Consider the following 24,596-nt stretch of genomic DNA (forward strand, 5'->3'; position numbering starts at 1 on the left):
CCCATTCCAATTACCGGCATGTTGGACGGGCAGGCCCCCCGAGGCCGTGCGTCACCAAGGAAGTCGGGAAAGGGGAGGTGAGCGTTACGGTGTCGAGTCCATAAGGCGACGCGGGACACCATCGAGTCACGTTGTGGCCACAGCATTTGCCCCCACTAATAGGGGCATCGACCATTCATGGCCGCCGTCCGGTTGAGGTCGGCTACAGCTGGTGAATACCGCGGTAACGGATTTCGCGAATTTCGATCTGGGCGGTGTCGAAAACCGCTCATATGGCTGAAAAGTGACATTGCCGACTCGGGATCCCGAGTAGCCGCGCGAAAAGACGTTGACAGTGACGGTACGTCAATCACTATCGTCAGCGACCGTGACGATCACCGTGCTGGACAGCTACACCGCGACGCGCGCCATCCTGACCGCACCGCTCGCCGACCGACCCGAGCTGCTGCGCCGGATGCTGGAGCCGACCGCGGGCATGTACCGCTACTTTCCCGGCACCCCGGATCTGGTGCAACTGCACCACATGGGCAGCGGGTTCCGGGTGGACCGCGAGGTCGACGGCGCGCTGGCCGGGCTCGAAGCGCTGCACGACGCACGGGCGTGGGATCGGATCGAGGCCGCCATGAACGCGGCGCTGACGGTGCAGTTGAACGCGACACCGGATATCCAGGTCCCCGACATCAAGGTGATGATCGTGCTCGGCGACCACACCGACGCGCACTTCATCGACGTCGGCCTCGGCATGAGCGGCAATGGCGGCATCTCCGGATACGTGTGGCTGGCGTTCTGGCCGAGCCCGGAGAACCTGGCGCGGCTGGAGTCGGCGGCCGTGCACGAGCTGAACCACAATCTGCGCTACAGCAACGTGCGGTGGGACCCGAATACCGTGACGGTCGGTGAGCACGTGGTCAGCGAGGGTCTCGCCGACGCGTTCGCCAGGCACCTGTACGGCGACCTCGGCTATACCCGCATCGGCGTGCCGTCTTTGCTCGATGACGCGGTGTACGACAAGGTCATCGGCGGCCTCGGCGTGCGCGGCATGCAGAACTTCGCCGCGTACGTCTTCGGCGATGCGATCGCGACGCGTTTCGGCGGCACTCCCGTCGGGTTGCCGACCGGCGCGGGTTATGCCGCCGGAAACCGGCTCGTCGACGCCTATCTCGCGGCCACCGGAAAACAGGCGCCCGATGCCCTGCTTGTCGACGCCGCGGCCGTCATCGAAGTGGCGACCAAAGACCGGTAGCGTGAAAGATTGTCACGCAACGCTTTCGACAATGGCATCAGCCGTCTCGCGGATGTCGTGACCGCCATTCCGGGTGCAAATCTTTAGCAAAGATTTGGAATGGTCCTACTGGACTGTTGATGTTTGCCGGGAACCGCACGTGTCACCGGGTACCGCGATACGCTGCTATTGCAGGCAATAGGTGGGCTCTGGTCGACACATGACCGCGAACGGTGTTGTCCGCGTGGAGACTAACCGGATAAAGAAACTGGGCGGTCGGCTTTATTGCCGAGCGCTCCGTTCTCGTGCGAGTCCTCTGAGACGACAGAAAGGCTGCGATCAATGAGAATCCAGCCACGGCGCCAGATTTTGAATGTCTGGAGCTCACTGCTGGCTGCCTGCTATCAAGACGACACCTGGATCTGGGGTGGGCGGGACGGCTCGAACTCCATCAGCGACGCCGAACAACTGTTGTGCCTGCTATACCCGGCCACCCAAATCAGTAGCTTCGCGCTGCACAACCCCGACCGGATCGCCGACGATGTCCGGACGACGCTGAAACCGCTTGGCCGCGAACGCCGCATCGGCCTGAAGATCGTCGAGGTGATGGACGAGTATCTGCGGCGCTACGAACGCGACGATCAGCCGGTCTTCGCGGGCGGTAGTTATCTGCGCGCCACCGAGGGAGCCGAGGCGACCGATCGGCAGCGGAGTGTCGATGTGGTCGATTCCTACTCGATGTCGCTCACGGTCTGCCTGGCCGGCCTGCAATACTTGCGCTCGCTGCAGGATTCGATCAGTCCCGGCGACCAGCAGCGGCTGGAGCGGCTGATCAAACCGGTGGCGGTCCGGCTCAACAAGCGGCTCACCGCGGCCATGGTCGGGCTGGTGCGCAGTTTCGTTGTGCAGTCGGTGGATCCGGAAACCGACACCGGCGTGGCAATGCTCAGCATGTTCAATCAGACCGGCGCCGAAAACGACGTGGTGGTCGGCGGCGTCGCCAAGCGGCTCGAACGGGTCCGTGGGCGGCTGCTCCGCGATGTCACGCTGAACAAGACGCCGCAGGCCGACCTCGCAAGCCCGGCCCTGATGTTCGAATGTGGCTGGAGCTGGGGCGTGATCGAAGGCGCCGAGGTCATCGACTTCATCGACGTGCCGATCGCCAAATCGGAGGGTTTCGCGGTGGCGCGGCCCTACCTCTACTTCACCATTACCGCCCTGGACGGCATCAACGACTTGACCCAGCCGCGCACCCGTGAGCTCGACCTGCTCGACGCGGACCAGCGCCGACTCGCCGACGCGCTGCAACTGCGCTGGGATCTGGCGCAACGCTACTGGTCGGCGATGGCCCGCTTCGGCGAAGGGGATTGGCCGCTCGAGGACATTCCATGGCGCACCTCCGACGGCGAGGAATCGGACTACTTCAGCCTCTGCGTGTCCGGTCTGCTGATCCAGGACCTGATCGCCCGCGAAGCCGATGACGACGACCTCACCAGGGCCACCCGCGTTTTCGACGAACTGGCCCGCCGGGGGCGGATCACCCGCAGGCTCACCGAGGGCGATCCCGCGCGCGCACTGCACATCCCCGGGGTAATGCTGCGGTTGAACGGTACCGAGCTGATCGACGACGGACCGCTGCTGTACTGGGCGGTGTCGGATTACGCGCCGATGCTGTTGAAGCGGACGCTGCAGGCGGCGCAACTGTCGCGCACCCTGTCCACCCGCAGGCAGCTGCTGGAACTGGCGCAATCCACCATGGATCATCTGGAACTGCGTGCGTTCCAACGTGTTCCGGCCAAAGGGCTCTGGGATGACGCGGCCCGGGTCTTCGTGAATCCCGGCCCGATCGGCCAGCCGGTCCAGCCCGAGCCGGACGGACCTCAGGAACCTTCGTGGTATTTCACCGAGCGCATCATCGAATGTCTGGTCGTCGCCGAATCGAGCTACCAGAATGTGCCCTTCCGGTCGCCGACCTCGCTGACCCGTGCGCTGGAACTGCTCGACGAGGCGGACCATCTGCTCAATCAAAAATTCCTGGAGCTCAGCGAACGGGACAACACACCGAATCGCCGGGCCCTGGAGAACATTGAAAAGAATCTGGTGCGCGCCGCCAAATTGATCGACGAGCGTCCGGCCACGGCGTTCAGTCTTTGCGTCGACGCGCTGCGCGAATTGGACGGGCTCGAAGTCGCCGGCCTCGACGCTATGAGAGGTGAATAGGTTGAGCGAGCGCATACTTGTTTTCTCCACCTCGGACAAGGGCGGTACCGGTCGTTCGGTGACCAGCTGCAATATCGCCTACCGGCTGAGCGTGGACGGCAAAAGCGTCGCCTATCTCGACTTCGATTTCGGCTCACCGACTTCGGGAGCATTGTTCGAGATCGAGAAGATGGATCGCGGCGTATCGGGCAAGCAGGGGCTGCACGAATACCTGAACGGCCGGATCACGATTCCCGCCCGATGCGATATCCGGTCGGAGACCAATCGCAAAGACCTGCACGCGCTTCGGCATCCCTATCAGCTCACGTTGTTTCCGGGGGATCGCGGCGGCGGCGAGTTCCCCGCGACCACGCAGGTGGTGAAGCAGTGCGTCGAACTCTTGATGATCTGCCAGCAGGAATTCGACGTCACCTTCGTGGATCTCAGTGCGGGCCGGTCGGCGGCATTGGAGATAGTGCTGCGCGCCACGGCCGCCGAATCCTTGCGCGACGTCTCCGCGCGGTGGCTTGTCTTCCACCGGTGGACCCGCCAGCATATTCTCGCGGCGAACGGCCTGGTGCACGGCCCGAACGGCCTCCTGGAGGCGGGCCAGAAATGCGGTCACGACGTCGGCGACCTGCTCGAGTCGGTGCGCTACATCCGCACCGCGGTGCCGTCGACGAACGAAGGTTCCGGCGACAAAGACCGTGGGCCGCAATGGGCTTGGCTGCGCAAACAGAACGAGGCGTTGGAACAGCTCGCCCTGGCCAATCAATTGGGTTCCAGTGTCAAACTCGGTACGACGCCGATGGAGCCGGTGCTCCAGTGGCGCGAACAGCTGATCCTCGACGCCGACATCGACGCGAAGATCGCCAACGACGAGACGGTGACCGCCTTCAAGGAGTTGGCAGTTGAACTCATGGACGACGCGACGTGGGAGAGGCTCTTCTGACGATGAACGGTGCCACTGTGTACAGCGAGGCGGCCGAGCAGGTCCAGGTCGCCGGGGTGAACTTCGCGCATCTGTCCATCGAGACCGGGCACTTCTACATGAAGAGCCTGCTCGACGGGGAAGACAAGATTCGCGCGCATTTCCAGCGGGTGGCCAGGCTGGTCGAGCTGCACACCGCGGAGGCCAGAGCGGAATACGGACCCTCGGCGCGGGTGAGTACCTGCTTCCTGGTCGACGACTACTTCGGCTCGAACACGAATCCCACCGAGGTGCTGGACAAGGTGCTCGGCATCGCCGAGAAATGCGGACTGCGCATCGACTATCTCGCGCGGGAGGCCGGGTGCTGGGAGACGCCGCTGTATGTCGACGGCCGGCTGACCGGGCAGCAGATCCCGCTGGCCGAAATGGTCGCGTCCTGGGTGGTCGCCGAGCCGTTGAAGCAGACCACGGGACGGCGTCCGCCCGATGTCGTGTCCGGCTGGTTGTGCAACGGGCGCCGGTCCTCCGAACACGACTCGGAGCAGGCGATGCAGGTGGCGGAGTATCGCCGCCCGGAGGAGTTCGCGCGCCGGGAACACACGATTTTCCTCGACATCGAGATGTGGAACACCCAGATCAACAAGGACGGCGAGGAGCACACCCGCTGGTCCTGCCCGTTCTTGGCGTCGATCTGGCAGCTGCTGCGCTTGGGCATGGTTCGCTACGAGGGCAGGGCGGTGGTCGAGCCGCAACCCCGTGGTGACTGCTGGCCGGCGAGTTGGTGGGAAATGCCGTCGGTGATCAAGTTGAACCCGCAGGCCGCGCCGTTCGAGGCGTATCGAGCGCTGTCCATTCTGCCGCGCGAATATGTGAAGATCGAGCACGCGGTGCAGACCATCCTCGACCACATCGTCATCGATCAGGAAGTCTTGGCGAAGGCCATCAAACGCGCTGACGGCGAGGGGATCACGATGCCGCGGGAGGTCACCGGACGCCTTTCGCACATGTTCGTCGACGAGGTCGTCAAGCGTCCCCGTGTCGAAGGGGCATGACATGACCGACGTCCTCGCGGATTCCGACGAGCCGCCGCTGGTCGTGCTCGGTGAGATACATACCTGTCTGCTGCCGTCCCAGCACGTGCTGGACACGGCGGCGAGCATCGAACTGTTGAGCGCGGTGCAGCAGGGCCTCACGGTGACGTCCCGGGAACGGCCGATGCCGCTGGTGATCTCGCCGAATCGTTTCGAGGGGGTCGACTGCGATCTGATTCCGGCCTCGGGCAAGCACATTCACGTGATCGGCACCATCGCATCGCGCACCGTGGTGATCGGCGGTCGCGTCCTGCAGGGCTCGTCGCAGACCAGGGTGATGCGCTCGCAGGACCGGCAGCCCTGGTCGTATTACTTGAGCAGGCCGGGCACCGTCGACGCGGTGAGCCACCTCGGCACCGGGCCGGCCGGTCGGCTGGTGGACGGACATCTGCGGTCGCAGGGTGACGACAAGCTCGACCTGACCTCGATCAGTCAACGGATGTCGACGTTCGCCAGGGTGGATCCGCGGCTTGATCAGAAAATGCCGTTCCGTGCGGGCACCACGCGGCTGCGCTGGGCCGTCGAGGTCGACGCGGGGTCGAACGAGTTGCCCCGCTTCGCCTTTCACCTGGCAGGCAACACATTGCGGACGGTGCGGCTCACCCTGGGCGGGCAGGATATCGCCGCGGCGCAACGCTTCTGCGAGGATCTCGCGATCCACGATTGGCTGCTGACCACCATCGGTCAGGTCGCCGACCGCGCGGGGCGCAACGATCACGAGACCGATACTGTGCTGGATCAGCTGGTGCCGTTGCTGGATCAGCTTGTGCCGCTTTGGATGCCGGGCGCGCACACCGCGCCGCAGCTGCGGCCGCTGTGGGTGGACCTGGAGTCCGACCCTGGCTTCACTCGCCAATGGACCGCGCGGGTCGGGCAGTTGCGCGACCGCATGACGACCGCGACGCTCACGGCACTGCGGCATTCCAAGATCATCAGTCACGACTGGTGAATCGCTAGAGCCGAAACCAGCGACGTACCAGCAGTGCGAAGAACACCGACGCCGACAACACCCCGGCGTACGCCTCCACCACGAACACCAGCTGATCCGTCCCTTCGAGCCCCGCGGTATCCGCGGGGCCGAGGGGATTCAGATAGTTCATGGCGCAGTCGTAGACGATCGACAGGGTCGACGCGGTGGACAGCGAACGCACGACCACGATCGACAACGCGACCTGGAGAACGATCCACAGCAGCATCCGATACGGCCGATAACCGTAGCCGCACACCAGATCTGAGAAGTAGCCGACGAAGCGCCGCCACCGGACCGGCTGGGCCCACCGCTTGGCCCGCGCCAGGCTCAAGCCGCAGCGGTCCTCCGCGTCGGTATCCCCATCCTGGCGGTACAGGCTCCACGCGCGCCGGAACGACAGCGCCGCGTGCCCGGGCAGCACGAGCGCCAGTATGCCGCCGATCTGCTCGTAGACCTCGGCGAGCCGTCGATTCTGCGTGCGGCTCAACTTCAATGGGCCCCGGTATTCGACCTCGGCGGCGAACAAGGCGACCAGTACCTCCGGCGCTACCGGCGCGTCGGACGCCTTGCCGAGATCCGCGTAGCAGCGGGCGAACAGCAGACTGTCACTACGCCGTCGAATGCCGGGCGGGTCGTATCCGGCGATCACGGCTTCGACGTGCCGGTTGAACGAGTCCAGTAGGTCCTGTTCCCCGTCCCGCCTGCGGTCGACCCAGTTCTTCGCCAAGAACGGATACAGGTCCAGGTCGGCATACGCTTTCACATGCCGGTCAACCCGGGTGAACATCGAGCGGGCGAAATGCGAATCCTGTTGTTGCTCATCCACTACAGCCCCACCATCGACGTCGTTTTTCGGCGCACCGTCACGATAACGCGATACGACAATTGAGCCCGACGTTCTTTCCGAGGTGCAAGCCCACACATCGTTTGCCGTGTTCGCGGGCGGGTGCGTAGTTAGAATGTTGTTGTGCCGCACCATGCGGCGGGGTGGAACGGGGAGGCAAGCCATGGCCGACGTGTTGTTCATCGTCACGGCCGGTCCGGGGGACGCGCAGCGGCTGGATCGCCTGGCCGACGAACTGGCTGACGAGCTACGGGAAATCTCCGGGATAACGGTCGGGGCTGCGACAACGGCGGCCAGTCCCGGCACCAAATCCGGCACCGCGATCGAGATCGGTCAGCTGCTCGTGTCCGGGGGTGCGCTGAGCACCTCGGCCTGGGCGATCCGCGATATCGTCCTCCGATTCCTGGCCCGCGGCCGCGCGGAATCGGTGACGGTACGCAACGGCGACCGCGACATCACCATCGTCCGGCCGACCGATGGACAGGTCGACGGCGTCGTCGATCAGTTGCGGAGTCTATTCGCCGATGACTAGCCCGCGGGGTCGCCGGATCGCGCTGTTCGTCGCCAACGACACCTTCTACTCGACGTCGATCTCGCAGCTCTACGCGCCGGTCTCGGACGCTAGAGAGCTGCGAAACCTGTTGCACGACCCGAGCATCGGCGCGTTCCAACCCGCCGAAATTCTCGTCAACGAGTCGAAGACGGAGATCGAGCGCAGCATCGAGCGGCTGTTCCGCAATGCGGGCCCGGAGGACCTCGTGCTGTTCTATTACTCCGGTCACGGCTTCCGCACCAGTCGCAACCTGTATCTGGCCGCCTGCAATACCGATCCGAATCTGCCGAGCAGTTCGGCGGTGTCGTCCGCGTTCATCAAGGAGCTGATCCGCGAGTCGAGCGCCGCTGCCAAGATCATCCTGCTCGATTGCTGTTACAGTGGCGCGTTTCTCGGCAACGACGTGATCAAGGCGGTCGGCGGCATCGACGACGGGGTCGGCGAGCACCTGGTCACCGGGGACGGTATCTGCGTGATGACGGCCTGCACCGGCGTGCAGATCGCCGAAGACGGGAACCGCTCCGCCGCAGAGGATTCGGTGCCGCTGTCGATGTTCACCTCGGCGATCGTCAACGGCATCACCACCACCGGGCTGGCGGGCAACGGGACCGGGGAGATCAGTACGCACGATCTGTGGACGTATGTCAGTGACGAGGTTCGGCGTCGTACCGATCGTCAAACGCCTAGCCACTACGGCTTTTTGAACGACGAGGTCTACATCGCGCGCACCCGACGACGGGCCGCGGGTGCGAGTGATGGCGGTGATCGGGTGCTGCTCGGCAGCTTGCTCGGCCGGCTGGAGCAGGTTGAAGACGCTGGCCTGCGTGCGGAAAGCTGGTGGGGGACCGGCAAGTTGGCGGTGCCGATCGGCAGGCAACGGCGGCCGGACGGCACCGTCGGCGATATCGTGCAGCTCGAATTCGCCGGCCCGGACAACGGCCTGCTGGTTGTCGGTCGCGCGGGTTCCGGCAAGAGCACCCTGTTGCGCACCCTGGTGGCCGCACTGGTCCTGACGCATTCGCCGGACGAGGCGCGCGTGCATGTGCTGGAATCCAGCAACCGCCTTGGCTCGATGCGCGAGCTGCCGCACGTCGCCGACGTGGTCTGCGACGACGAGCCCGAACAGGTCGCCGCCATGCTGCAGCGCATGATCGAGGAGATCAGCAGCCGAAAGCGGTTGTACCGCAAGCACAATATCGATTCACCGGACAGCCTGCGCGCGGCCCGCGACGGATTGCCCGAGGGGCCGGTGCCGGATCTGTTCCTGGTGCTCGATCGCTGGGACGATTTCGCGGAGCTGCTGCCCAAGGCCGCCGATACGGTGCGCCGCATCGCCGATGCCGGGCCGGAATACGCCGTACACGTGGTCGCCACCGTGCGGGACTGGAACGAGGTGTCGGACTGGATGTCCAGACTCTTGGCCGTCCAGATCGAACTGCGCATGCATCAGCCCCGCGATTCGCACATCGATCCGGAGCTCGCGGTGCGCCTGCCGGAAGGTCCAGGGTGGGCGCTGCACCAGCAACAGCCGTTCCGGATCGCGGTGCCCGACATTCGCGAGCCACCTGCGGATCCCGCGCTGGTGGACGACGGGACCGACGGCGCCGCGGATCTCGTCGCGCGCCTGCGGGCGCGGCACACGGCCGCGGGGACCGGCCCCGGGTCGGCCGGGCCCGAGGTCGAGGCCGACTTCGCCGCGCTGCACGGCCTCGACGCTGGCTCGGTGTTCGACATCGGACATTGGTGGCGCGAGCGCCCCGCCCGGGAGCTGTTGCGCATCCCGATCGGTGCGACGCGACCGGGTGACCCGGTGCTGCTCGACCTCAAACAGGGCGCCGAGGGCGGCATGGGCCCGCACGGACTGGTGGTCGGCGCGATCGGTTCCGGAAAATCGGAGCTGCTGCGGACCATCGTGCTCGGGCTGGCCTTGCGGCACAGCCCGGATGAGGTGAACTTCCTGCTCGTCGACTTCAAGAACGGCGCGACGTTCCAGCCGCTGACCAGTCTGCGGCACCTGGCAGGCCACGTCCGCGACGTGGAACAGGATCTCTACCTGCGGGAACGGCTGCAGGACGTGCTGGACGGGGAGATCGACCGACGGCGCAGGCACCTCGAGGACAGCGGGCCGTACACCACCATCGGTGAATACGAGCAGGCCCGCGCGGGCGGCGCGGCGCTGCCGCCGCTGCCCGTGCTGGTGATCGTGATCGAGGAGTTCGTGGAATTGCTTTCCGGGACTTCGACATTCGTCGACGTGCTGGTCCGGATCGGGCGACTCGGCCGGTCGCTCGGCATGCATCTGCTGCTCGGCACCCAGCGGCCGGACGAATGGCGGTTGCGCGCGCTGGACAGCTATCTCTCGTATCGCATTGCGCTGCGTACCTTTTCGACCGCTGAATCGCGACTTGTCCTCGGCACCACCGATGCCTATCACCTGCCGCGCGTACCCGGTTACGGATATCTGCGGATCGGCACCGGAACCGCGACGCGCTTCCGGGTCGCCTACGCATCCGGTCCAGGGCCGTCGGTGCCCGGCGGCGGCGCTACCGGGCCGGTCGATCGCCCGGTGTCGGAGTCGCTCGCCGTCACCCTCGGCAGGCACGGGTCGGCGGCGCATCTGGTGTGGACCGATCCGTTGAGCGACTCGCCGACGGTGGGAATGCTACTGCGGCAGTGGAATTCGCCGTCGTCGGGGCCCGGGTTGTTGCGGCTGCCGATCGGGGTGGTCGATGTCCCGCGTAAGCACTATCGCGAGGTGCTGTGCGCCGATCTGTCGGACAGCTCCGGCCACATGGCGATCGTCGGTGGCCCGCGCTCGGGGAAGTCGACCGCGCTGCGAACATTGATGGTGGCCGCGGCGGCCACGCACACACCCGAGCAGGTGCAGTTCTACTGCCTGGATCTGGGTGGCGCCCTAGCGGGTCTGGCCGAGTTTCCGCATGTGGGATCGGTCGCCGGGCGGCGCGACTCGGATCGCGTGCGCCGCACCGTCGCCGAGGTGGCCGCGCTCGTGGGTCGCAGGGAACAACGGTTCCGCGAGCTCGGCATCACGTCGATGCACGAATTCCGTTCCCGCAAGGCGGGATTAGCCGATGTCACGCTGGAAAAGCAAGCCGCCGACCCGATCTCGGCGGACAGGTACGGTGACGTCTTCCTGATGGTCGATGGACTCGATGTCGTCCAGCAGGACTATCCGGTACTCGAGCACACGATCGTCGCCATCGCGACGCAGGGACCTCGCTACGGCGTGCACGTCGTGGTCACGCTACCGCCGTGGACCAGGAGCCGGCTCGCGCTGCCCGACATGGTCGGCACGCTGATCGAGCTGCGGCTCGGCGACCCAGCGGACTCCCAATTGGATCGCCAGGCAGCGGGAACGGTGCCCCCCGATCGTCCGGGCCGCGGATTGTCCCCGGAGAAATTGCATCTGCTCATCGCGTTACCGCGACTGGATTCCCGCACCGATCCGAAGGAGCTGCCGAGCGGTATCGCCGCGGCCGCCCGGCAGTTGCGCACCATCTACGGTTCGCGACAAGCCCCCGAGGTTCGGCTGCTGCCCCTGGAGATTCCCCGCGCGCACGTGCTGCGGTCAGCCCTGCACGCGGGCATCGCGCAGGACGCGACGCACTTGGTCATCGGCCTGGGTGAAAACGAATTGTTGCCTCTGATAATAGATTTCGACGCGCAGCCGCATCTCATGGCGTTCGCCGACAAGGACTGCGGCAAAACCACGCTCCTGCACAACATCCTGCTCGGCATCACCGAGAATTCGTCACCCGAGCAGGCCCAGATCCTCCTGATCGACTACCGCCGCACCTTGCTGCACGCCGTCGACCCGGCCCGCCTGACCGCCTACTGTGCGTCAGCGGCAACGGTTCCGGACGCGATCGAGCAGTTGTGCCGCGTCCTCACCACCCGCATCCCCGGGCCCGAGATCGGTCCGCACCAACTCCGCGACCGCAGCTGGTGGACCGGCCCCGAGTGTTATGTCGTCGTCGACGACCACGACCTGATCGTCGCCGACGGCGACGACCCGCTGGAACCCCTCCTGGAATTCCTGCCCACCGCCAACGACGTTGGCCTGCACCTGATCATCACCCGCCGAGCGGCTGGCCTGGCCAGAGCGCTGCACGGCAGCCTGCTGGGCCGACTCCGCGAAGTCTCCGCGGCCACCCTCCTCATGAGCGCCCCGGCCGACGAAGGAAAACTCGTCGGCACCGACCTCCGCGCCACCTCGCTACCGCCGGGACGAGGCACTCTCGTCACCAGATCCCAAGAGCCCCAACTAGTCCAGATCGCTTATCTACCGCCACCCGACTAGCGGCACGCCGTAGGAACTCAGGAAGAAGCCGCGTCGGTACGGCTCTTCGGGCGGCGGACGAGTAGGTAGAGGAACAGGGCCGCCATGATGGCGACGCCTGCCCACATGGCCTGCTGCCAGCCGTCGACGAAAGACTGCTGCGCAGCCTGGGCTAACGACCTTCCCTGTGCGCCCGCGTTATTCGCTGCGGCAACGGCGTTGGCGACTCCTTCGCGGGCGGTGCCGGCGGCATTGGCGGAGACGCCGTCGAGTCGATCGTCGATGGCGTTACGGTAGCCGGCGGACAGGAGTGCGCCGAGTAGGGCGACACCGAGGGCGGTGCCGAATTCGCGGGTGACGTCGTTGAGCGCGGACGCGACACCCTGGCGTTCCCGCGGCAGCGAGCTGGTGATGGCCTCGGTGGCGGGTGTCATCGACAGTCCCATGCCGAGGGCCATGATGAGCATGCCGGGGAGGATGGTCGGGTAGCCGCCGTCGGCGGAGACGAGGACTGCCATCAGCGCGAGGCCGGCGCCGGACAGCGCGATACCCGTCGCCATGGTCGAGCGTGATCCACTGCGCGCGACCAGCTTTGGGGCGAGCCCGGAGGCCATCATCATCACCACGGCCATCGGCATGAACGCGAGCGTGGACAGCAGACCCGACCAGCCGAGCACGGCCTGGAAGAACGGGAACAACACCACGAAAATGCCTGCCTGCACACCGAAGACCACAAGCAGTGTGAGCGAGCCGCCCGCCAGGTCACGTTCGCGGAAGAGCCGGACGTCCAGCAGGGCGGCCGCCCTGCGGCGCTGCTCCCAGGCCACGAAACAGCCAGCGGCGACGACCCCGATGGCGAGGCTGATCAGGGTGGCGGGCGCGGTCCAGCCGCGTTCCGGCCCTTCCTGCAGCACGAAGATGAGGGCGACCACGGCGACGGCGGAGGTCAGCGCGCCCCCGGTGTCGAAGGCGTGTCCGGAGGTCTCGCGGGAGTTGGGGACCGAGCGCAGCGCCATCGCGAGCGCCACCACGACCAGCGCCACCGGCAGGACGAACAGCCACCGCCAGCTCGCCACGTCCACCAGGGCGGCGGACAGGAACATGCCGAGGATGCCGCCGCCACCTGCGACGCCGGTCCACACGCCGATCGCCCGGCCACGTTCGGCCTCGGGGAAGGTCGCGGTGATCACGGCAAGGGTGATGGGCATGATCATCGCCGCGCCGACACCGCTGAGCACGCGGGCGGCGAGCATCACCTCGGTCGAGTTCGCAAGGCCCGCAAGCGCACTGGCCATGCCGAAGACGCTCAGGCCGGCGATCAACATGGGTTTGCGGCCGAGCCGGTCGCCGAGGGCGCCGAGCGGCAGCAGCAGTGCGGCCAGCGTGAGGGTGTAGATGTTGATGATCCACAGAATCGTGTGCTGCGCGGCGCCGAACTCGATCGCGAGGTCGGGCTGGGCGACGTTCAGCCCGGATACCGAGGCGATGACGGCCATCAACGCGACACAGACGGCGATCAGGATCATCCGTCGCTGACGCGCGTCCGGTGCGTGGGTCGCGTCGCTTGCTTCGGCGGCAACAGCCGGTGCCGGCTGGTTCGTACTCATGGATTCCTCTCGAAAGTGCGGGGGCCGGCGCAGGTTCGGGCCCCTGCGGACGAAGCTAGACGCGTATTGCATGTATGGCATAGCCTCTTGCCTATGGCGCAAAATGATGACGACCTGGACAGCCTGGTGCGCAAACGCATCCGTGCGCTGCGGGTGGCGCAGGGCTGGTCGCTGGAGGAGCTGGCGGGCCGGGCCAGGCTGAGCCAGTCCACGCTCAGTCGCATCGAGAACGGTCAGCGTCGTCTGGCGCTGGACAGCCTCGTCACGCTGGCGCGCGCCCTGGACACCACCCTGGATCAGCTCGTCGAGAATGACACCGACGACGTCGTCACCAGCCCGATGATCGACGGGGCGCACGGGCTGATGCGCTGGACCATCAAGGGCGATCCGGGCATGAGCGTGGTACGCCAGCGGATGACCGAACCGCCGCCTGACAACCCCGCCCGCATGCGCGCGCATCCCGGCCGGGAGTGGCTCGTCGTGCTGTCCGGCACCGCGATTCTCCTGCTCGGTCAGCGCCGCTTCCGCATCGAGACCAATCAGGCGGCGGAGTTCCCGACGATGCTGCCGCATGCCATCGGGACCGCGGGCGGTCCATGCGAGATTCTCGGGATCTTCGATCGCGAAGCCCGTCGCGGTCATCAACGTGCCGAGAGCGGGGCCGACATCTGACCGCGGTGGCGCCGCTTGCGCGTTAGGCACCGCATGTCACCATCCTTTTGCCAATACGGAAAGGAAACTTGCTGTAAGCGCATGATCGTCCTAGCGTGCGGACATGCCCCACGACCACGCACCCGCGTCGCACCACGCCACGCCGCACGGCCACCAGCACGACGCCGACGGCCAGGCGGAGATTCTCGACCTGGACGCGGAGGTCCTCGCCGAGCGCATCGCCGCGATCATCGAGTGGCTGCCCCTCGCGACGGCTCCGCGCCAGATCGTGGACCTGGGCTGCGGGACGGGAGCAGGCACCTTCGCGCTGCTCGACCGTTTCCCGGAGGCGCACGTCACTGCCGTCGATGCGTCGGCCGGGCACCTGCTGCGCCTGCGTGAGAAGGCATGCGCGCGAGGTGTGCAGGAACGAGTGCGCACTGTGCAGGCCGACCTCGACGCCGACCGCTGGCCCGACCTCGGCGCGCCGGACCTGGTGTGGGCGTCGGCCTCGATGCACCACCTGACCCACCCCGACCGCGCACTGCGCAAGGTGCACGACGCCCTCGCACCGGGCGGGCTGTTCGCGGTCGTTGAGCTGGCCGGATTTCCGCGCTTCCTCCCCGAGACCGCCCCGGAAGACCGTCCAGGCCTGGAAGAACGCTGCCACACCGCGAGCGACCACTACCACGCCGAACACGTCCCGCACCGCGGCGCCGACTGGGGACCGAAGCTGATCGACGCGGGCTTCACCCTCGAAGGCGAACGCACCTTCACCGTAAACATCGACGGCTCCGGCGATCCGGCGGTCGGCGCCTACGCCCTCAGCAGTCTGCAACGCCTCCGCAGCAGCATCGCCGATACCCTCCCGGCCGAAGACCTAGCCGCCCTAGACCGCCTGCTCGACACCGACAGCCCGCACAGCATCCTGCGACGCGACGACCTCGCGGTACGCACCGAACGCACCGTCTGGGCCGCGCGCCGCGCGTAGGCGCGCCCGAGGTGGTGGAACAGCTTGCGGGCACTGCCTTTTCGGTGCACGTCCGCCTTGCCGCCGGGTGCTGGAATTCGGTGCGTACGTTCACCAGATATCGCGCGGGCAGCTCGGTATCCCTTGTGGTGCACAAGAATTACGCGGTGTTCGAGATTCCCAAACGGCCCATCTGGGCCAGCGAAGCTTCCTCGCATCATCGAAACCCTGTCGGTGGTCTTTGCGAGGTTGTTCTTCGACATCGACGGGCCACAGAGGTCGGCGAAGTACGCGACGTCCTCATGCCCCCAAGTAAGCAACCCCCTAGCGAGCAACGACGATACGATCTCGCCTGATTGCGGTCGAGGTGGCTAGAGCATTGCCGCCGGTAGCCACGCTGATGGCCCCTGCCTGCCGCTCGCGCAGGGATCCGGCAGCGGCTTGCTGCGCCGCGAAGAGAAGGAGTCCGGTGGCGATCGCGCCGGCACTCAGCCAGATTCGGTCGGTGTGCTCCAGCAGCGCCATGCCGACCAGCGGGCCGAGAATGGTGCCGAGGCTCCAGGTGCTCGAGGCCACGCCGATGTACCTGCTGCGCAGATCGGACGGCGCCAGGTCGGCGAACGTGGCACCGAACTGGACCGCCATCCCGATCTGCCCGAGGCTCAGGATGAGGATCGCGACGGCATATCCCGCGGCGGACGCACTCATCGCGGCCACGCCGCCACCCAGCCCCGTCAAGAGCATCGAGGCGGCGAGTACTGTTCCGCGATCGCGGTGCGCCAGCACCGCAACGGCCAGCGGTTGCAGGATGACGATGGCGAGTCCATTGAGGGCGAGCACGGCGCCGTACGTGGCCGGGCCGCATCCCTGCCCGGTCATCAGCAGCGGCAAGGTGGCGAACGCCTGCATATTCAGCGTGAAGTAGACGACGTGGATCAGCGTCATGGTGAGCATCAGTCGGTCGCCGAGCAACGCGGGCAGCAGCGCGCGTCGAATGCCGATCGCGCTCGAACGGGTTTCCGGCACCGCGATCACCACGATCAACGCCGCGGCCAGCACGGCCACGGCGTTCAACCAGAACAGCAGGCCATAGCCGTGACTCGCCAAGACCCCGGAAACCGTTGCGGCGATGGCGTATCCGAGGTTCGCAGCCCAATAGAGGAGGCTGTAGGCGCGTACTCGCTGCTGGGGCGGGAGGTCCGCAACTGCCGCTGAGCCGGCCGGCCGGAAGAGCCCGGCGGTGAGGCCGTAGCCGACTGCCGCGGCCCAGATTGCCGCGGTTGTTTCGGCAGATCCCAAGGCGGCCAGCGCAATTGCCGTCCCGAGGAACCCCAGGAGCATCGTCAGCCGACGCCCGAACCGGTCCCCGAGCCAGCCGCCCAGCAGTTGCGACCCGAAGTCGCCGATGCCCACCGCCGCCACCACGGCACCCGCAGCGGTCGGCGCCATCCCCTGTTCCTGGGTTAAATACAGCACCAGCATCGGCTGCACAAAGCCGCCGGCTCGCGCAACGAGGTGGCACGCCCCGAGGGACCACGCCAGGGCTGGTAGTCGCGGTGTGTGGTTGTTCGCGCTGATGTCGGCGGTTGTCGTCAAGACTGTCATGCCGTTGACGCTATGAGGCAAGAGCGATCAATAAAAGCGATCATTTACGATGATATCCATCGTGATCTGCTATACATCTAGCCATGGCCGAGATCGACCTACGCCAGCTGACGACAATGATCGCGATCGCCGAGGAGGGCACGTTCTCCCGAGCGGCGAACCGGCTCGGCTACACCCAATCCAGCGTGAGCCAGCACATCGCCGCACTGGAGAAGGCCGTCGGCGGTTCCGTGTTCGATCGGCCAGGCGGGCCGAGGCCGGTGCGGATAACTCCACTCGGCGCCGTGGTGCTCGAGCAAGGCAGGGAGCTGCTGACGAAAGCCGAAGCCTTGGCGCATGCGGTCGATCGATTCAAGGCAGGCGATGGCCGCATCGACGTCGGCACCCTGCAGAGCGTCTCCAACGTCATCCTGCCGACCATGTTGCGCCGCCTTCGGGACGAGCATCCGCACTGCGAGATCAGGCTTTCGGAAGCGGAACCGGACGACGCGCAGATCGGCGAGCTCGACTTGTTGTTCTACGACGGGCCGATCAGCGACGACACGGAATCCGTCCTCCTGATGACGGACCCCTACTTGGTGGTGGCGCTGCCAGAAGAGCTGCCGGCGGGCCCGGTGTCAGCGCGAATGCTGGACGGGAAGGCGATGGTGGCCTGGCCGGCGACCTGTGACCAGCCCAAGTTGGAGCAGTCCCTCGCGGCGGCAGGGGCGCGGCCGCACATCGTGTTTCGCTCAGCCGGCAACGAAACCATGTTGTCGATGGTGCGCGCCGGGATGGGTCTCGCCGTGCTGCCCTGGCTGGCGATCCACCCCGTCGTGTGCCGCTCCTGTGGTGCGATTCATGGACCAGAAGGTTGGCCGGATCTGCGGGTCCACGAACTCGCCCCCACCCTCACACGCGAGATTTATCTGCACTGGCCGCCTGGACGCCGCGGTCAGTCGCCGCTGGTGGCCCGCACCATCGAGGTCGCCGTCGAAGTCTCGCGCGAGCTGGCCCAACTGGCGCCACCGGTTCGGACTTGACCAGGCTCCAGGAAAGTAGGGGCTGGGGGCATTGCTCGAACATCGCTACCTTGATCTAGGTTCTAGTCGATCTAGCTCCTAGACAAGGAGATTGGTGTGAGTATCAGAAACAGCGTGGCTGTGTCGGTATCGGCTGCCGCCTTCGTGCTGACGGCACTGGTGGCCGCGCCGGCCGCGAGCGCGGATCCGGCGCCCGCCCCGAGTTCGGGCAGCTCGAACCTGCAGTGCTTCATCCAAGTCCTCATCCATGGCGAAGTACCGGGGATCTGCTAGCCCTACGATGGATTTGACCCTGAATGTCGTTGTCTTCCAACTAAATTCGAACGACGACGAGCTGATCACCGCAGCCGCGCCCGCGCAGGCCCATGACTCCGTCCGGCAGGCATGGCAGCAGGCCGAGCGAGAGCGGCAGATCCAGTCTTCTGACGTGACCAGGGTGCACAGCACCTGGCAGCCCACCGACACTGACCGGAACTTCCTGGCCGCGACGTTCCCCGAGGCCGGGCACACGCACGTCTTCGAGCGCCCCGAGGGCGACGATTGGACCGATGCCCTCGAACACGCCAGGCGGGTGATGGACGAGGTCGAGAACATCAAGCTGCGGGAACGAGGCGAGGAGATGTTCCGGCAGGCCGAGCGGGTTGGTGAATGGCTGCCGATCCTGCACAGCGTCTCCGAGCCGTTGCCGTTTTCCGCCTCGCTCCCGCTGGTGGAGGGCAAGCTGTACTTCGGGTTTGCCAGGGTTACCACCACGCCTGACGGTCGGATCGGCATGTCCCATCTCACTCGGAGCAAGTTCGAGGCCATGAGCGCGGAGGAGATCGAGGAGTTGGCCCTCGAGGCCCTCGGGAACGTGAAGTCCGGGCTCAACTTCAAGGTGGCTCCGGATGCGGAACTCGGAACCCTCGCCACCATGGAGCGGGACGGCCCCTGCGTGGCGTCGGCGATCCTGCTCGACGATTTCCACGAGAAGTGCGCCGAACAGGTCGGTGAAGACCGGCTGGTCGTAGGCCTGATCAGCCCCGACCACATCCTCATCGCGGGCGCCGGCTCGGGCCAGGTCGAGGACATCAGGCAAGCCGTGCTCACCTCGCCGGACACCGGCACCGAGCTGGTTCCGTGCCTGCTACTGATCGATGCCGACACCATCGAAGTAGTCGCCGAGCGCCCCCGGTAGCAGGTGTCGGATCGATCAGGTCAATACCTGCGTGAGGAACCTGTCGATCATGTCTCGGGAGCGGGCAGCCGCGGTCGCCGAGTAGACGAGGCGGGCGGTGGGGTCGGTGCCTGCCTCGGGGTTGTAAAACGCGTGATGGGCGCCGGTGTACAGGACGATCGTCGCGTCGTTGCCGGCAATGTCCATTTCATCGGACAGGGCACTGACCATGTCCATGGGGCAGATGGCATCGCGGGTGCCGTGCAGGGCCAGCACGCGTCCGCCTACTTTCGTCGGCGCCCCGGGCTCGGCCGTCTTGAGCAGTGCCGAACACAGCGCGACCCCGGCGATGTCGGCACCGCTTCGGGCGAAGTCGAGGCTGACCATGCCGCCGATGCTGTATCCGATCAGGACCACCGGCGCGGCGCCGGTCGCGTGCCGAAACGCCTCGAGACAGCTGGCCATCCGGGATACGCCGCTGGCGCGATCATCGATCAAGCCGCCGATCAAGGGCCCAGCCTGCGACTCCTCAGTCGCGAACAGGCCGTCGCCGTAGAGATCCATTACGCCGACATCGAAACCGGCGCCGACGAGACGGGTCGCCTCTTGCCGCATGAATGGGCTGAGTCCGCGCCAATCGGGTGCGATCATCACCCCACCCCGAGCCGGTGCGCCCGGTGCACGCGGGACGAGCAATCCGGTGAACGCCGTACCGCCGTCCTCGTAGGAGAACGTTCGGTGGGAATGGTCAGCGCTCGCGTCGCCCTCTGTTGTCATGCCGAATCTCTTTCTAATCAGGTCGTACTGAACGCATCGGAGTACGACCGTCGCGCGAAGCGTCAGCATATCCAGACACGATCTGCTGATGGGCAAGGATGTCCACGATCGGTCGGTGCGGGAAGCCACCAACAGTGACTGGATCGGCTGCGTCAGCGCTGCTATTGAAAACCCGAATCCTACTGCCGTGCAACGCAATCGGCGAATACGATCGACGAGTTTGGATTGCGCATACGCCACCATCGCCTGGTACGGCTTGCGCTCCCGTCGAGGTCGTCGAAGTCGATCGAGCCCACCTTGTGGCCGTTGGGCGAAACGGGGACCACCCGTGCCCTGATCTGGGACAAGGGCAGGTTCGTGAGCGCGAATTGCCCCAGATGGTTTGTCCCGAACTGCAATTCGAAACCATCGGAGGCGCGGAGAAGGGTGGAATCATTCCACACGCATTGTTGATCAGCACTTCGAGATGCTCGGTGAAGTCCTCGGCAAACGCGCGGACCGAAGCCAGGTCGGCGAGATCACGCGATGGCATTTCGTCAGTTCGGTTCTCGGACTTCAGGATCTGCCGATCCGGCCGAGGTGAGTGTCTTGGAAACTGCTCGCGAACTCGAGGCCGAAACCGAGTGCTCGGTCGGTCGCGATGTGAAAGGCCCACACCAGCCCCGCGAATGCGCACCAGGGGACCGAGGTAATTACGTAGCCGAGCAGCAGCACTGCGGGCCCGACATAGGCGTGAGTCAGGTTGTAGCAGATGGCCCCGATTCGCTCGTTGACCAAGTAGCCCACGATGGCCACGTCGAACACCAGGAAAAGCGCCAGCAGCCACCACCACGAGAAGTGTAATTAGACGAACCCGAAGATCACCGCGACAACGATGGCCAGGTTCTCGGCCCGTTCGAACCAGATCGGTAGCCGTTGCATGGCACTACTGCTCCGCGGCGTGCCGGATGAGCCGTACCGCCTCGGCCACCCCGCCGTCCCAGGCCGGTCCGTGACCGGGCAGGACCCAGGTCGCGTCCACTTCTTCGATGCGGGCGAGCGACGCTATAGCCTCCCTGGGTTCCAGCGTGAACGGCGCGGGCTTGGGGCCGGTCGCGCCGGTGAGCACGTTGCGGGTCGTCATGGTGTCGCCTAGGAACAGCGCGTCGACCGCCGGGACGTGCACCGCCACGCTGCCGGGTGTATGTCCGGGCAGGTGGATGATCCGGGGCGAGCCGGGGACGTCGAGCACCTGACCGTCCTCGATCGGGCGCAGTTCGCCGACCGGCCGGGGACGCAGACCGCCCTTGCGGGCCGAGTACCACAGGAACTCGGCCATCGGCCCGACCTTGATCGGGCCCCAGCCGCTGTTGGGCTTCTTCACCTCCAGCCGAGCCCGGTCGAAGTCGGCCGGATGCAGGTAGGCCGGGATGCCCTTCTCGCGGGAGAGCTGGGCGGCGAAACCGATGTGGTCGGAGTCGCCGTGCGTGAGGATCAGCGCCCGCACGTCATCGAGGGTCAGCCCCCGCTGCGCGAGCTCATTGCGCAGCAGCGTCCAGTAACGCGGGAGTCCCGCGTCGATGATCGTCACACCATCCCCGTCGACGACCAGGTAGCAGTTGACGACGTCGGAGCCGATCCGGTGCAGACCCTCGGCAATTTGCATGTGACACTCCTAGACCAAACCCAAGGCTATGATTATTAGCCTTCGAATGGCTACCCTAGTTAGCCTTCGTGCGGTCCGCAAGTAGGATTTCGACCACCGACGATCAGGAGGCTGGGATGCCCGCTCACGCGCAAACCTCGACCGCCGCCGTCGTCACGGCCGGACGGCGCCTGCTGGAAGAACGCGGGACGGACGCGCTGACCATGCGCGCCGTGGCCGACGCGGTCGGCGTCCGCCCGCCGTCGCTGTACAAGCGGGTGCGCAGCCGCTCCGACCTGCTCCGGCTGATCCTGGAGAACGTGACCGACGAGCTGACCGCGGCGGCCGACGCGGCGGCCGACTCCGGCAATCCCACCGCTGACCTGCGATCATTGCTGACCGCCTACCGCAACTTCGCGCACGCCAACCCGGCCGCCTATGCGCTCATGAACGCACCCCAGGCGGTACCCGGCGCGACCGCGCGATCGGAACGCTCCTCGGCCACGCTGCTACGCCTGGTCGCCGAGCTGGCCGGCCCGGAGCACGCGCTGCCCGCCGCCCGCACGATCGTCGCCTGGGCCAGCGGGTTCATCACGCTGGAGCTCGCAAGAGCATTCCGCCTAGGCGGCGACCTCGAACAGGCCTGGAACTTCGGCCTGAACCGAGTGCTGAACGCCATCCAGCGTGCGGACGACTAGGTGTGCGGTCCCAAAACTCGCGGCATCCACCAGTTTGATTGACCTGGGCACTTCCGGTTTGTCTCACACTGTAGCCAGCGGTTGTGGTGTCGGTGCGATGGCATTTCTTCAGTGAACACGGACCCTGCCTGCGGTGAAGTACGCCGCGGCCCGATCGATGTCCGACATCGGTGGGGCGAGGATACGCACAGCGGTCTGGAGCCCGGTCGTGCCATGGGTCCGCTTCCGGAGCATCATTTGGGCCTCCGGGTGGTCAAGGCCGTGAACGCCGGAAGTGGAATCGCCGACTCCGGGGATCAGATCTACCACCAGCAGCTGCTGGCCTCGCCACCGATGTACTCGTAACCCTTGCACAGTTCCCCAAGGCAGAAAGATGGAGTCCGGTGCACCGTCGAGGCTGAGCCGAAGACCGTTGGCGGACAACCGCATTGCGTGGGAACAAATACCTTCGGCGGCCCACTTGTCCCGCAGGCGCCGCCGGTTTCGGAGGGTCCGCTGCGCGCCGAAAAGGAAGACGGCCACCACCGCGAACTGCATGAGGCCGATCGGTCCGGCGAGCCACACCATGAACCCTGCTAACGCCGAGATCACCACCGCAGCCGCCAATTCCACAACCACCGACGTCGTCATCAACCGGAGCGTCCGACGACGGGCTCTCTGAACCGCTACGGTATCGACACCGACAACGAACTCCCCCACAGCCTCCATGCGGGCACGTTAACAGCCGACGCGCTTTCGTGCGGACAACCCCAGTGGCCCTTGGCCTCTCAGAGTTGTTTGGTGAACAAGGATTCGGATGGCAGCGAGTTATCGCGTCGCCCAGATGCGTGAGCGAACGGTCCGTTACCACCTGTCCGTTCAGTCGTCGGCGCGGTCCGGCAGGAGCTGAGCCGCGAGTGATCGCGCGGTGGAGGTGAGTGTGCCCGTGTCCAAACCGGTCCGGCTCATGAACACGATCCCCTGTTGCGCGGCGAGGAGAGCGCGCGCCAGCGCGATCGGGTCCGACTCGGCCGGCAGATCCCCTTCGTCCTGGGCGCGGGAGACACAGTCGGCTATCACGGCGGTGGTGGCCTCGTAGGTGCGGTGAGCGTGGGCGAGGACCTCCGGATCCGAGTGGCCGAGTTCGCAGGTGCTGTTGGCCAGCAGACAGCCACGCCGCGTGCCGTTATCGGTCGTCTCCTCGAGTGGCGCTTCGAGAAGCATGCGGAGAGCGTCTATCGCCCGCGGGGCCTCGGTAAGGGCTTTTCGGAGGTGGTCATGGTTGCCTTCGGTGTAGCTGCGCAATGCTCGGAGGAAGAGCTGACGCTTGTCGCCGAATGCCGCATAGAGGCTGCCTTTGCCCAGTCCGCTGACCCGCATCAGGTCTTCCAACGAGGTCGCGGCGTAGCCAGCGGTCCAGAACTGCTCCCGGACCTCTTGCAGGACCTGCTTCTCGTCGAACGCGCGTGGACGTGCCATACCGCCGAGGATACGCATTCTTGACCGTGCGGTCCACAACACCCTATGGTGGACCGTACGGTCAAGAATGGCGTCGCGCATCGGACGGAAGCAGGAGAACATGGGAAAGCTGAACGGCAAGGTAGCGATCGTCACGGGCGGATCGAGGGGGATCGGGGCAGCGTCGGCCCTGGCGCTGGCCGACGAAGGAGCCGACGTCGCGATCAGCTACTCGTCTTCAGAAGACCAGGCCAAGGCGGTGGTCGCGGAGCTGGCGGCGAGGGGGTACGCGCAGCGGCCTTCCAGGCCGACCAGGCGGACGCGACGCAGGCGGCAGGTCTGATCCGCCAGGTGGCCGAGCAGTTCGGAAAGCTGGACATCCTGGTCAACAACGCAGGCGTCACCGCCGCAGCCCCGATCGACAGCGAGCACACCGACGAGTCCGCTCTCGACCGCCAGCTCGCAGTGAACTACACCGGCGTGGTGGCCGCGATCAGAGCCGCGCTCGCACTGCTGCCCGAGGGTGGGCGGATCGTGAGCATCAGTACCGGCGCAGCCACGCGGACGGGCTTCCCCGGGATGGCCGACTATGCGGGCACCAAGGCGGCCCTGGAGGCTTACAGCAGGGGTGCCGCCCGCGATCTCGCGCACCGGGGCATCACGGTGAACGTGATCCAGGCCGGGTTCATCGACACCGACATGAACCCGGCAGACAGTCCGGCCGCATCGATGTTCCTTCCCACGACGGCGATGGGGCGGTACGGCACGCCGGAGGAAATCGCCGCTGGCGTTGTCTTCCTCGCCAGCCCCCAGGCGTCGTACGTCACCGGGGCGGTACTGAGGATCGACGGGGGATACGGCGCATAGCGCGACTGTGCCGCTGACCGCGAGGGACCACTCGCGGCGTTGGTCTGCCTGTTTGCGGGAGCCGCGCGGACT

General features: G+C 66.1%; 20 protein-coding genes and 2 pseudogenes. 14 read left to right on the forward strand and 8 right to left on the reverse strand.

Annotation, left to right across the window (positions count from 1 at the left end; translation table 11 throughout):
• The first annotated feature begins 367 nt into the window (after positions 1–367).
• From ACIBCN_RS29865 to ACIBCN_RS29885, 5 genes are all read left to right on the forward strand, one after another.
• Positions 368–1,243 (forward strand): DUF2268 domain-containing protein, encoded by an 876-nt coding sequence (locus ACIBCN_RS29865; RefSeq protein WP_396995032.1) that lies wholly within the window; start codon positions 368–370, stop codon positions 1,241–1,243.
• A 321-nt stretch (positions 1,244–1,564) separates the two neighbouring features.
• Entirely contained in the window at positions 1,565–3,442 is a 1,878-nt protein-coding gene (locus tag ACIBCN_RS29870; RefSeq protein ID WP_396995033.1) for an SCO2524 family protein, read from the forward strand.
• A complete protein-coding gene (locus ACIBCN_RS29875; RefSeq protein WP_396995034.1) occupies positions 3,435–4,373 on the forward strand; it encodes an SCO2523 family variant P-loop protein in 939 nt (312 codons plus the stop codon). The genes ACIBCN_RS29870 and ACIBCN_RS29875 overlap by 8 nt, the downstream gene beginning before the upstream one ends.
• Positions 4,374–4,375: 2 nt before the next feature.
• Positions 4,376–5,404, forward strand: coding sequence for an SCO2522 family protein (locus tag ACIBCN_RS29880; RefSeq protein WP_396995035.1), 1,029 nt, complete (start codon positions 4,376–4,378; stop codon positions 5,402–5,404).
• A gap of 1 nt (position 5,405) precedes the next feature.
• On the forward strand, positions 5,406–6,392 hold the full coding sequence (locus ACIBCN_RS29885; protein WP_396995036.1) for an SCO2521 family protein: 987 nt from the start codon (positions 5,406–5,408) through the stop codon (positions 6,390–6,392).
• A 4-nt stretch (positions 6,393–6,396) separates the two neighbouring features.
• On the opposite strand, the gene ACIBCN_RS29890 is transcribed toward ACIBCN_RS29885, so the two are convergent.
• Positions 6,397–7,239: a hypothetical protein gene (locus ACIBCN_RS29890; protein WP_396995037.1), complete on the reverse strand. Its 843-nt coding sequence runs from the start codon at positions 7,237–7,239 to the stop codon at positions 6,397–6,399.
• A gap of 181 nt (positions 7,240–7,420) precedes the next feature.
• Between ACIBCN_RS29890 and ACIBCN_RS29895 the strand changes: the two genes are divergently transcribed.
• Together ACIBCN_RS29895 and eccCb are read left to right on the forward strand one after the other, a co-directional pair.
• On the forward strand, positions 7,421–7,789 hold the full coding sequence (locus ACIBCN_RS29895) for a hypothetical protein (RefSeq protein ID WP_396995038.1): 369 nt from the start codon (positions 7,421–7,423) through the stop codon (positions 7,787–7,789).
• Positions 7,782–12,131: a type VII secretion protein EccCb gene (gene eccCb, locus ACIBCN_RS29900; protein WP_396995039.1), complete on the forward strand. Its 4,350-nt coding sequence runs from the start codon at positions 7,782–7,784 to the stop codon at positions 12,129–12,131. Before ACIBCN_RS29895 ends, eccCb begins: the two co-directional genes overlap by 8 nt.
• A gap of 17 nt (positions 12,132–12,148) precedes the next feature.
• Here eccCb and ACIBCN_RS29905 read toward each other — a convergent pair whose 3' ends face one another.
• Complete coding sequence (locus ACIBCN_RS29905; RefSeq protein ID WP_396995040.1) at positions 12,149–13,717, reverse strand: MFS transporter; 1,569 nt, start codon at positions 13,715–13,717, stop codon at positions 12,149–12,151.
• 93 nt (positions 13,718–13,810) lie between these two features.
• Between ACIBCN_RS29905 and ACIBCN_RS29910 the strand changes: the two genes are divergently transcribed.
• Together ACIBCN_RS29910 and ACIBCN_RS29915 are read left to right on the forward strand one after the other, a co-directional pair.
• Positions 13,811–14,389: a helix-turn-helix domain-containing protein gene (locus ACIBCN_RS29910; protein WP_396995041.1), complete on the forward strand. Its 579-nt coding sequence runs from the start codon at positions 13,811–13,813 to the stop codon at positions 14,387–14,389.
• 103 nt (positions 14,390–14,492) lie between these two features.
• Positions 14,493–15,359: a class I SAM-dependent methyltransferase gene (locus tag ACIBCN_RS29915; RefSeq protein WP_396995042.1), complete on the forward strand. Its 867-nt coding sequence runs from the start codon at positions 14,493–14,495 to the stop codon at positions 15,357–15,359.
• A 303-nt stretch (positions 15,360–15,662) separates the two neighbouring features.
• Here the strand turns inward: ACIBCN_RS29915 and ACIBCN_RS29920 are convergent, their stop codons facing one another.
• Positions 15,663–16,943, reverse strand: a complete 1,281-nt coding sequence (locus tag ACIBCN_RS29920) for an MFS transporter (protein WP_396995043.1) — start codon at positions 16,941–16,943, stop codon at positions 15,663–15,665.
• Positions 16,944–17,026: 83 nt separating this feature from the next.
• Between ACIBCN_RS29920 and ACIBCN_RS29925 the strand changes: the two genes are divergently transcribed.
• From ACIBCN_RS29925 to ACIBCN_RS29935, 3 genes are all read left to right on the forward strand, one after another.
• Positions 17,027–17,965, forward strand: a complete 939-nt coding sequence (locus ACIBCN_RS29925) for a LysR family transcriptional regulator (protein ID WP_396995044.1) — start codon at positions 17,027–17,029, stop codon at positions 17,963–17,965.
• Between the two features lie 96 nt (positions 17,966–18,061).
• On the forward strand, positions 18,062–18,238 hold the full coding sequence (locus ACIBCN_RS29930; RefSeq protein WP_396995045.1) for a hypothetical protein: 177 nt from the start codon (positions 18,062–18,064) through the stop codon (positions 18,236–18,238).
• Between the two features lie 7 nt (positions 18,239–18,245).
• A complete protein-coding gene (locus ACIBCN_RS29935; RefSeq protein ID WP_396995046.1) occupies positions 18,246–19,142 on the forward strand; it encodes a hypothetical protein in 897 nt (298 codons plus the stop codon).
• Between the two features lie 15 nt (positions 19,143–19,157).
• On the opposite strand, the gene ACIBCN_RS29940 is transcribed toward ACIBCN_RS29935, so the two are convergent.
• The 3 genes and pseudogenes from ACIBCN_RS29940 to ACIBCN_RS29950 all read right to left on the reverse strand — a co-directional run bounded on the left by ACIBCN_RS29940 (position 19,158) and on the right by ACIBCN_RS29950 (position 21,543).
• Complete coding sequence (locus ACIBCN_RS29940) at positions 19,158–19,898, reverse strand: dienelactone hydrolase family protein (protein ID WP_396995047.1); 741 nt, start codon at positions 19,896–19,898, stop codon at positions 19,158–19,160.
• A gap of 555 nt (positions 19,899–20,453) precedes the next feature.
• A pseudogene (locus ACIBCN_RS29945) lies at positions 20,454–20,726 on the reverse strand (DUF4260 family protein); the annotation flags it as partial.
• Positions 20,727–20,823: 97 nt separating this feature from the next.
• Positions 20,824–21,543, reverse strand: coding sequence for an MBL fold metallo-hydrolase (locus tag ACIBCN_RS29950; RefSeq protein ID WP_396995048.1), 720 nt, complete (start codon positions 21,541–21,543; stop codon positions 20,824–20,826).
• Between the two features lie 116 nt (positions 21,544–21,659).
• Here ACIBCN_RS29950 and ACIBCN_RS29955 point away from each other — a divergent pair, with 116 nt between their 5' ends.
• Positions 21,660–22,220, forward strand: coding sequence for a TetR/AcrR family transcriptional regulator (locus tag ACIBCN_RS29955; protein ID WP_396995049.1), 561 nt, complete (start codon positions 21,660–21,662; stop codon positions 22,218–22,220).
• Positions 22,221–22,328: 108 nt separating this feature from the next.
• On the opposite strand, the gene ACIBCN_RS29960 is transcribed toward ACIBCN_RS29955, so the two are convergent.
• Both ACIBCN_RS29960 and ACIBCN_RS29965 read right to left on the reverse strand, forming a co-directional pair.
• Complete coding sequence (locus ACIBCN_RS29960; protein WP_396995050.1) at positions 22,329–22,850, reverse strand: hypothetical protein; 522 nt, start codon at positions 22,848–22,850, stop codon at positions 22,329–22,331.
• A 228-nt stretch (positions 22,851–23,078) separates the two neighbouring features.
• Complete coding sequence (locus tag ACIBCN_RS29965; protein WP_396995051.1) at positions 23,079–23,678, reverse strand: TetR/AcrR family transcriptional regulator; 600 nt, start codon at positions 23,676–23,678, stop codon at positions 23,079–23,081.
• Positions 23,679–23,778: 100 nt separating this feature from the next.
• Between ACIBCN_RS29965 and ACIBCN_RS29970 the strand changes: the two are divergent.
• Positions 23,779–24,524 (forward strand): annotated as a pseudogene (locus ACIBCN_RS29970) (SDR family NAD(P)-dependent oxidoreductase).
• Positions 24,525–24,596: the final 72 nt, after the last annotated feature.

The sequence above is a fragment of the Nocardia sp. NPDC051052 genome (genome assembly GCF_044456045.1).
Taxonomy (GTDB): Bacteria; Actinomycetota; Actinomycetes; order Mycobacteriales; family Mycobacteriaceae; genus Nocardia.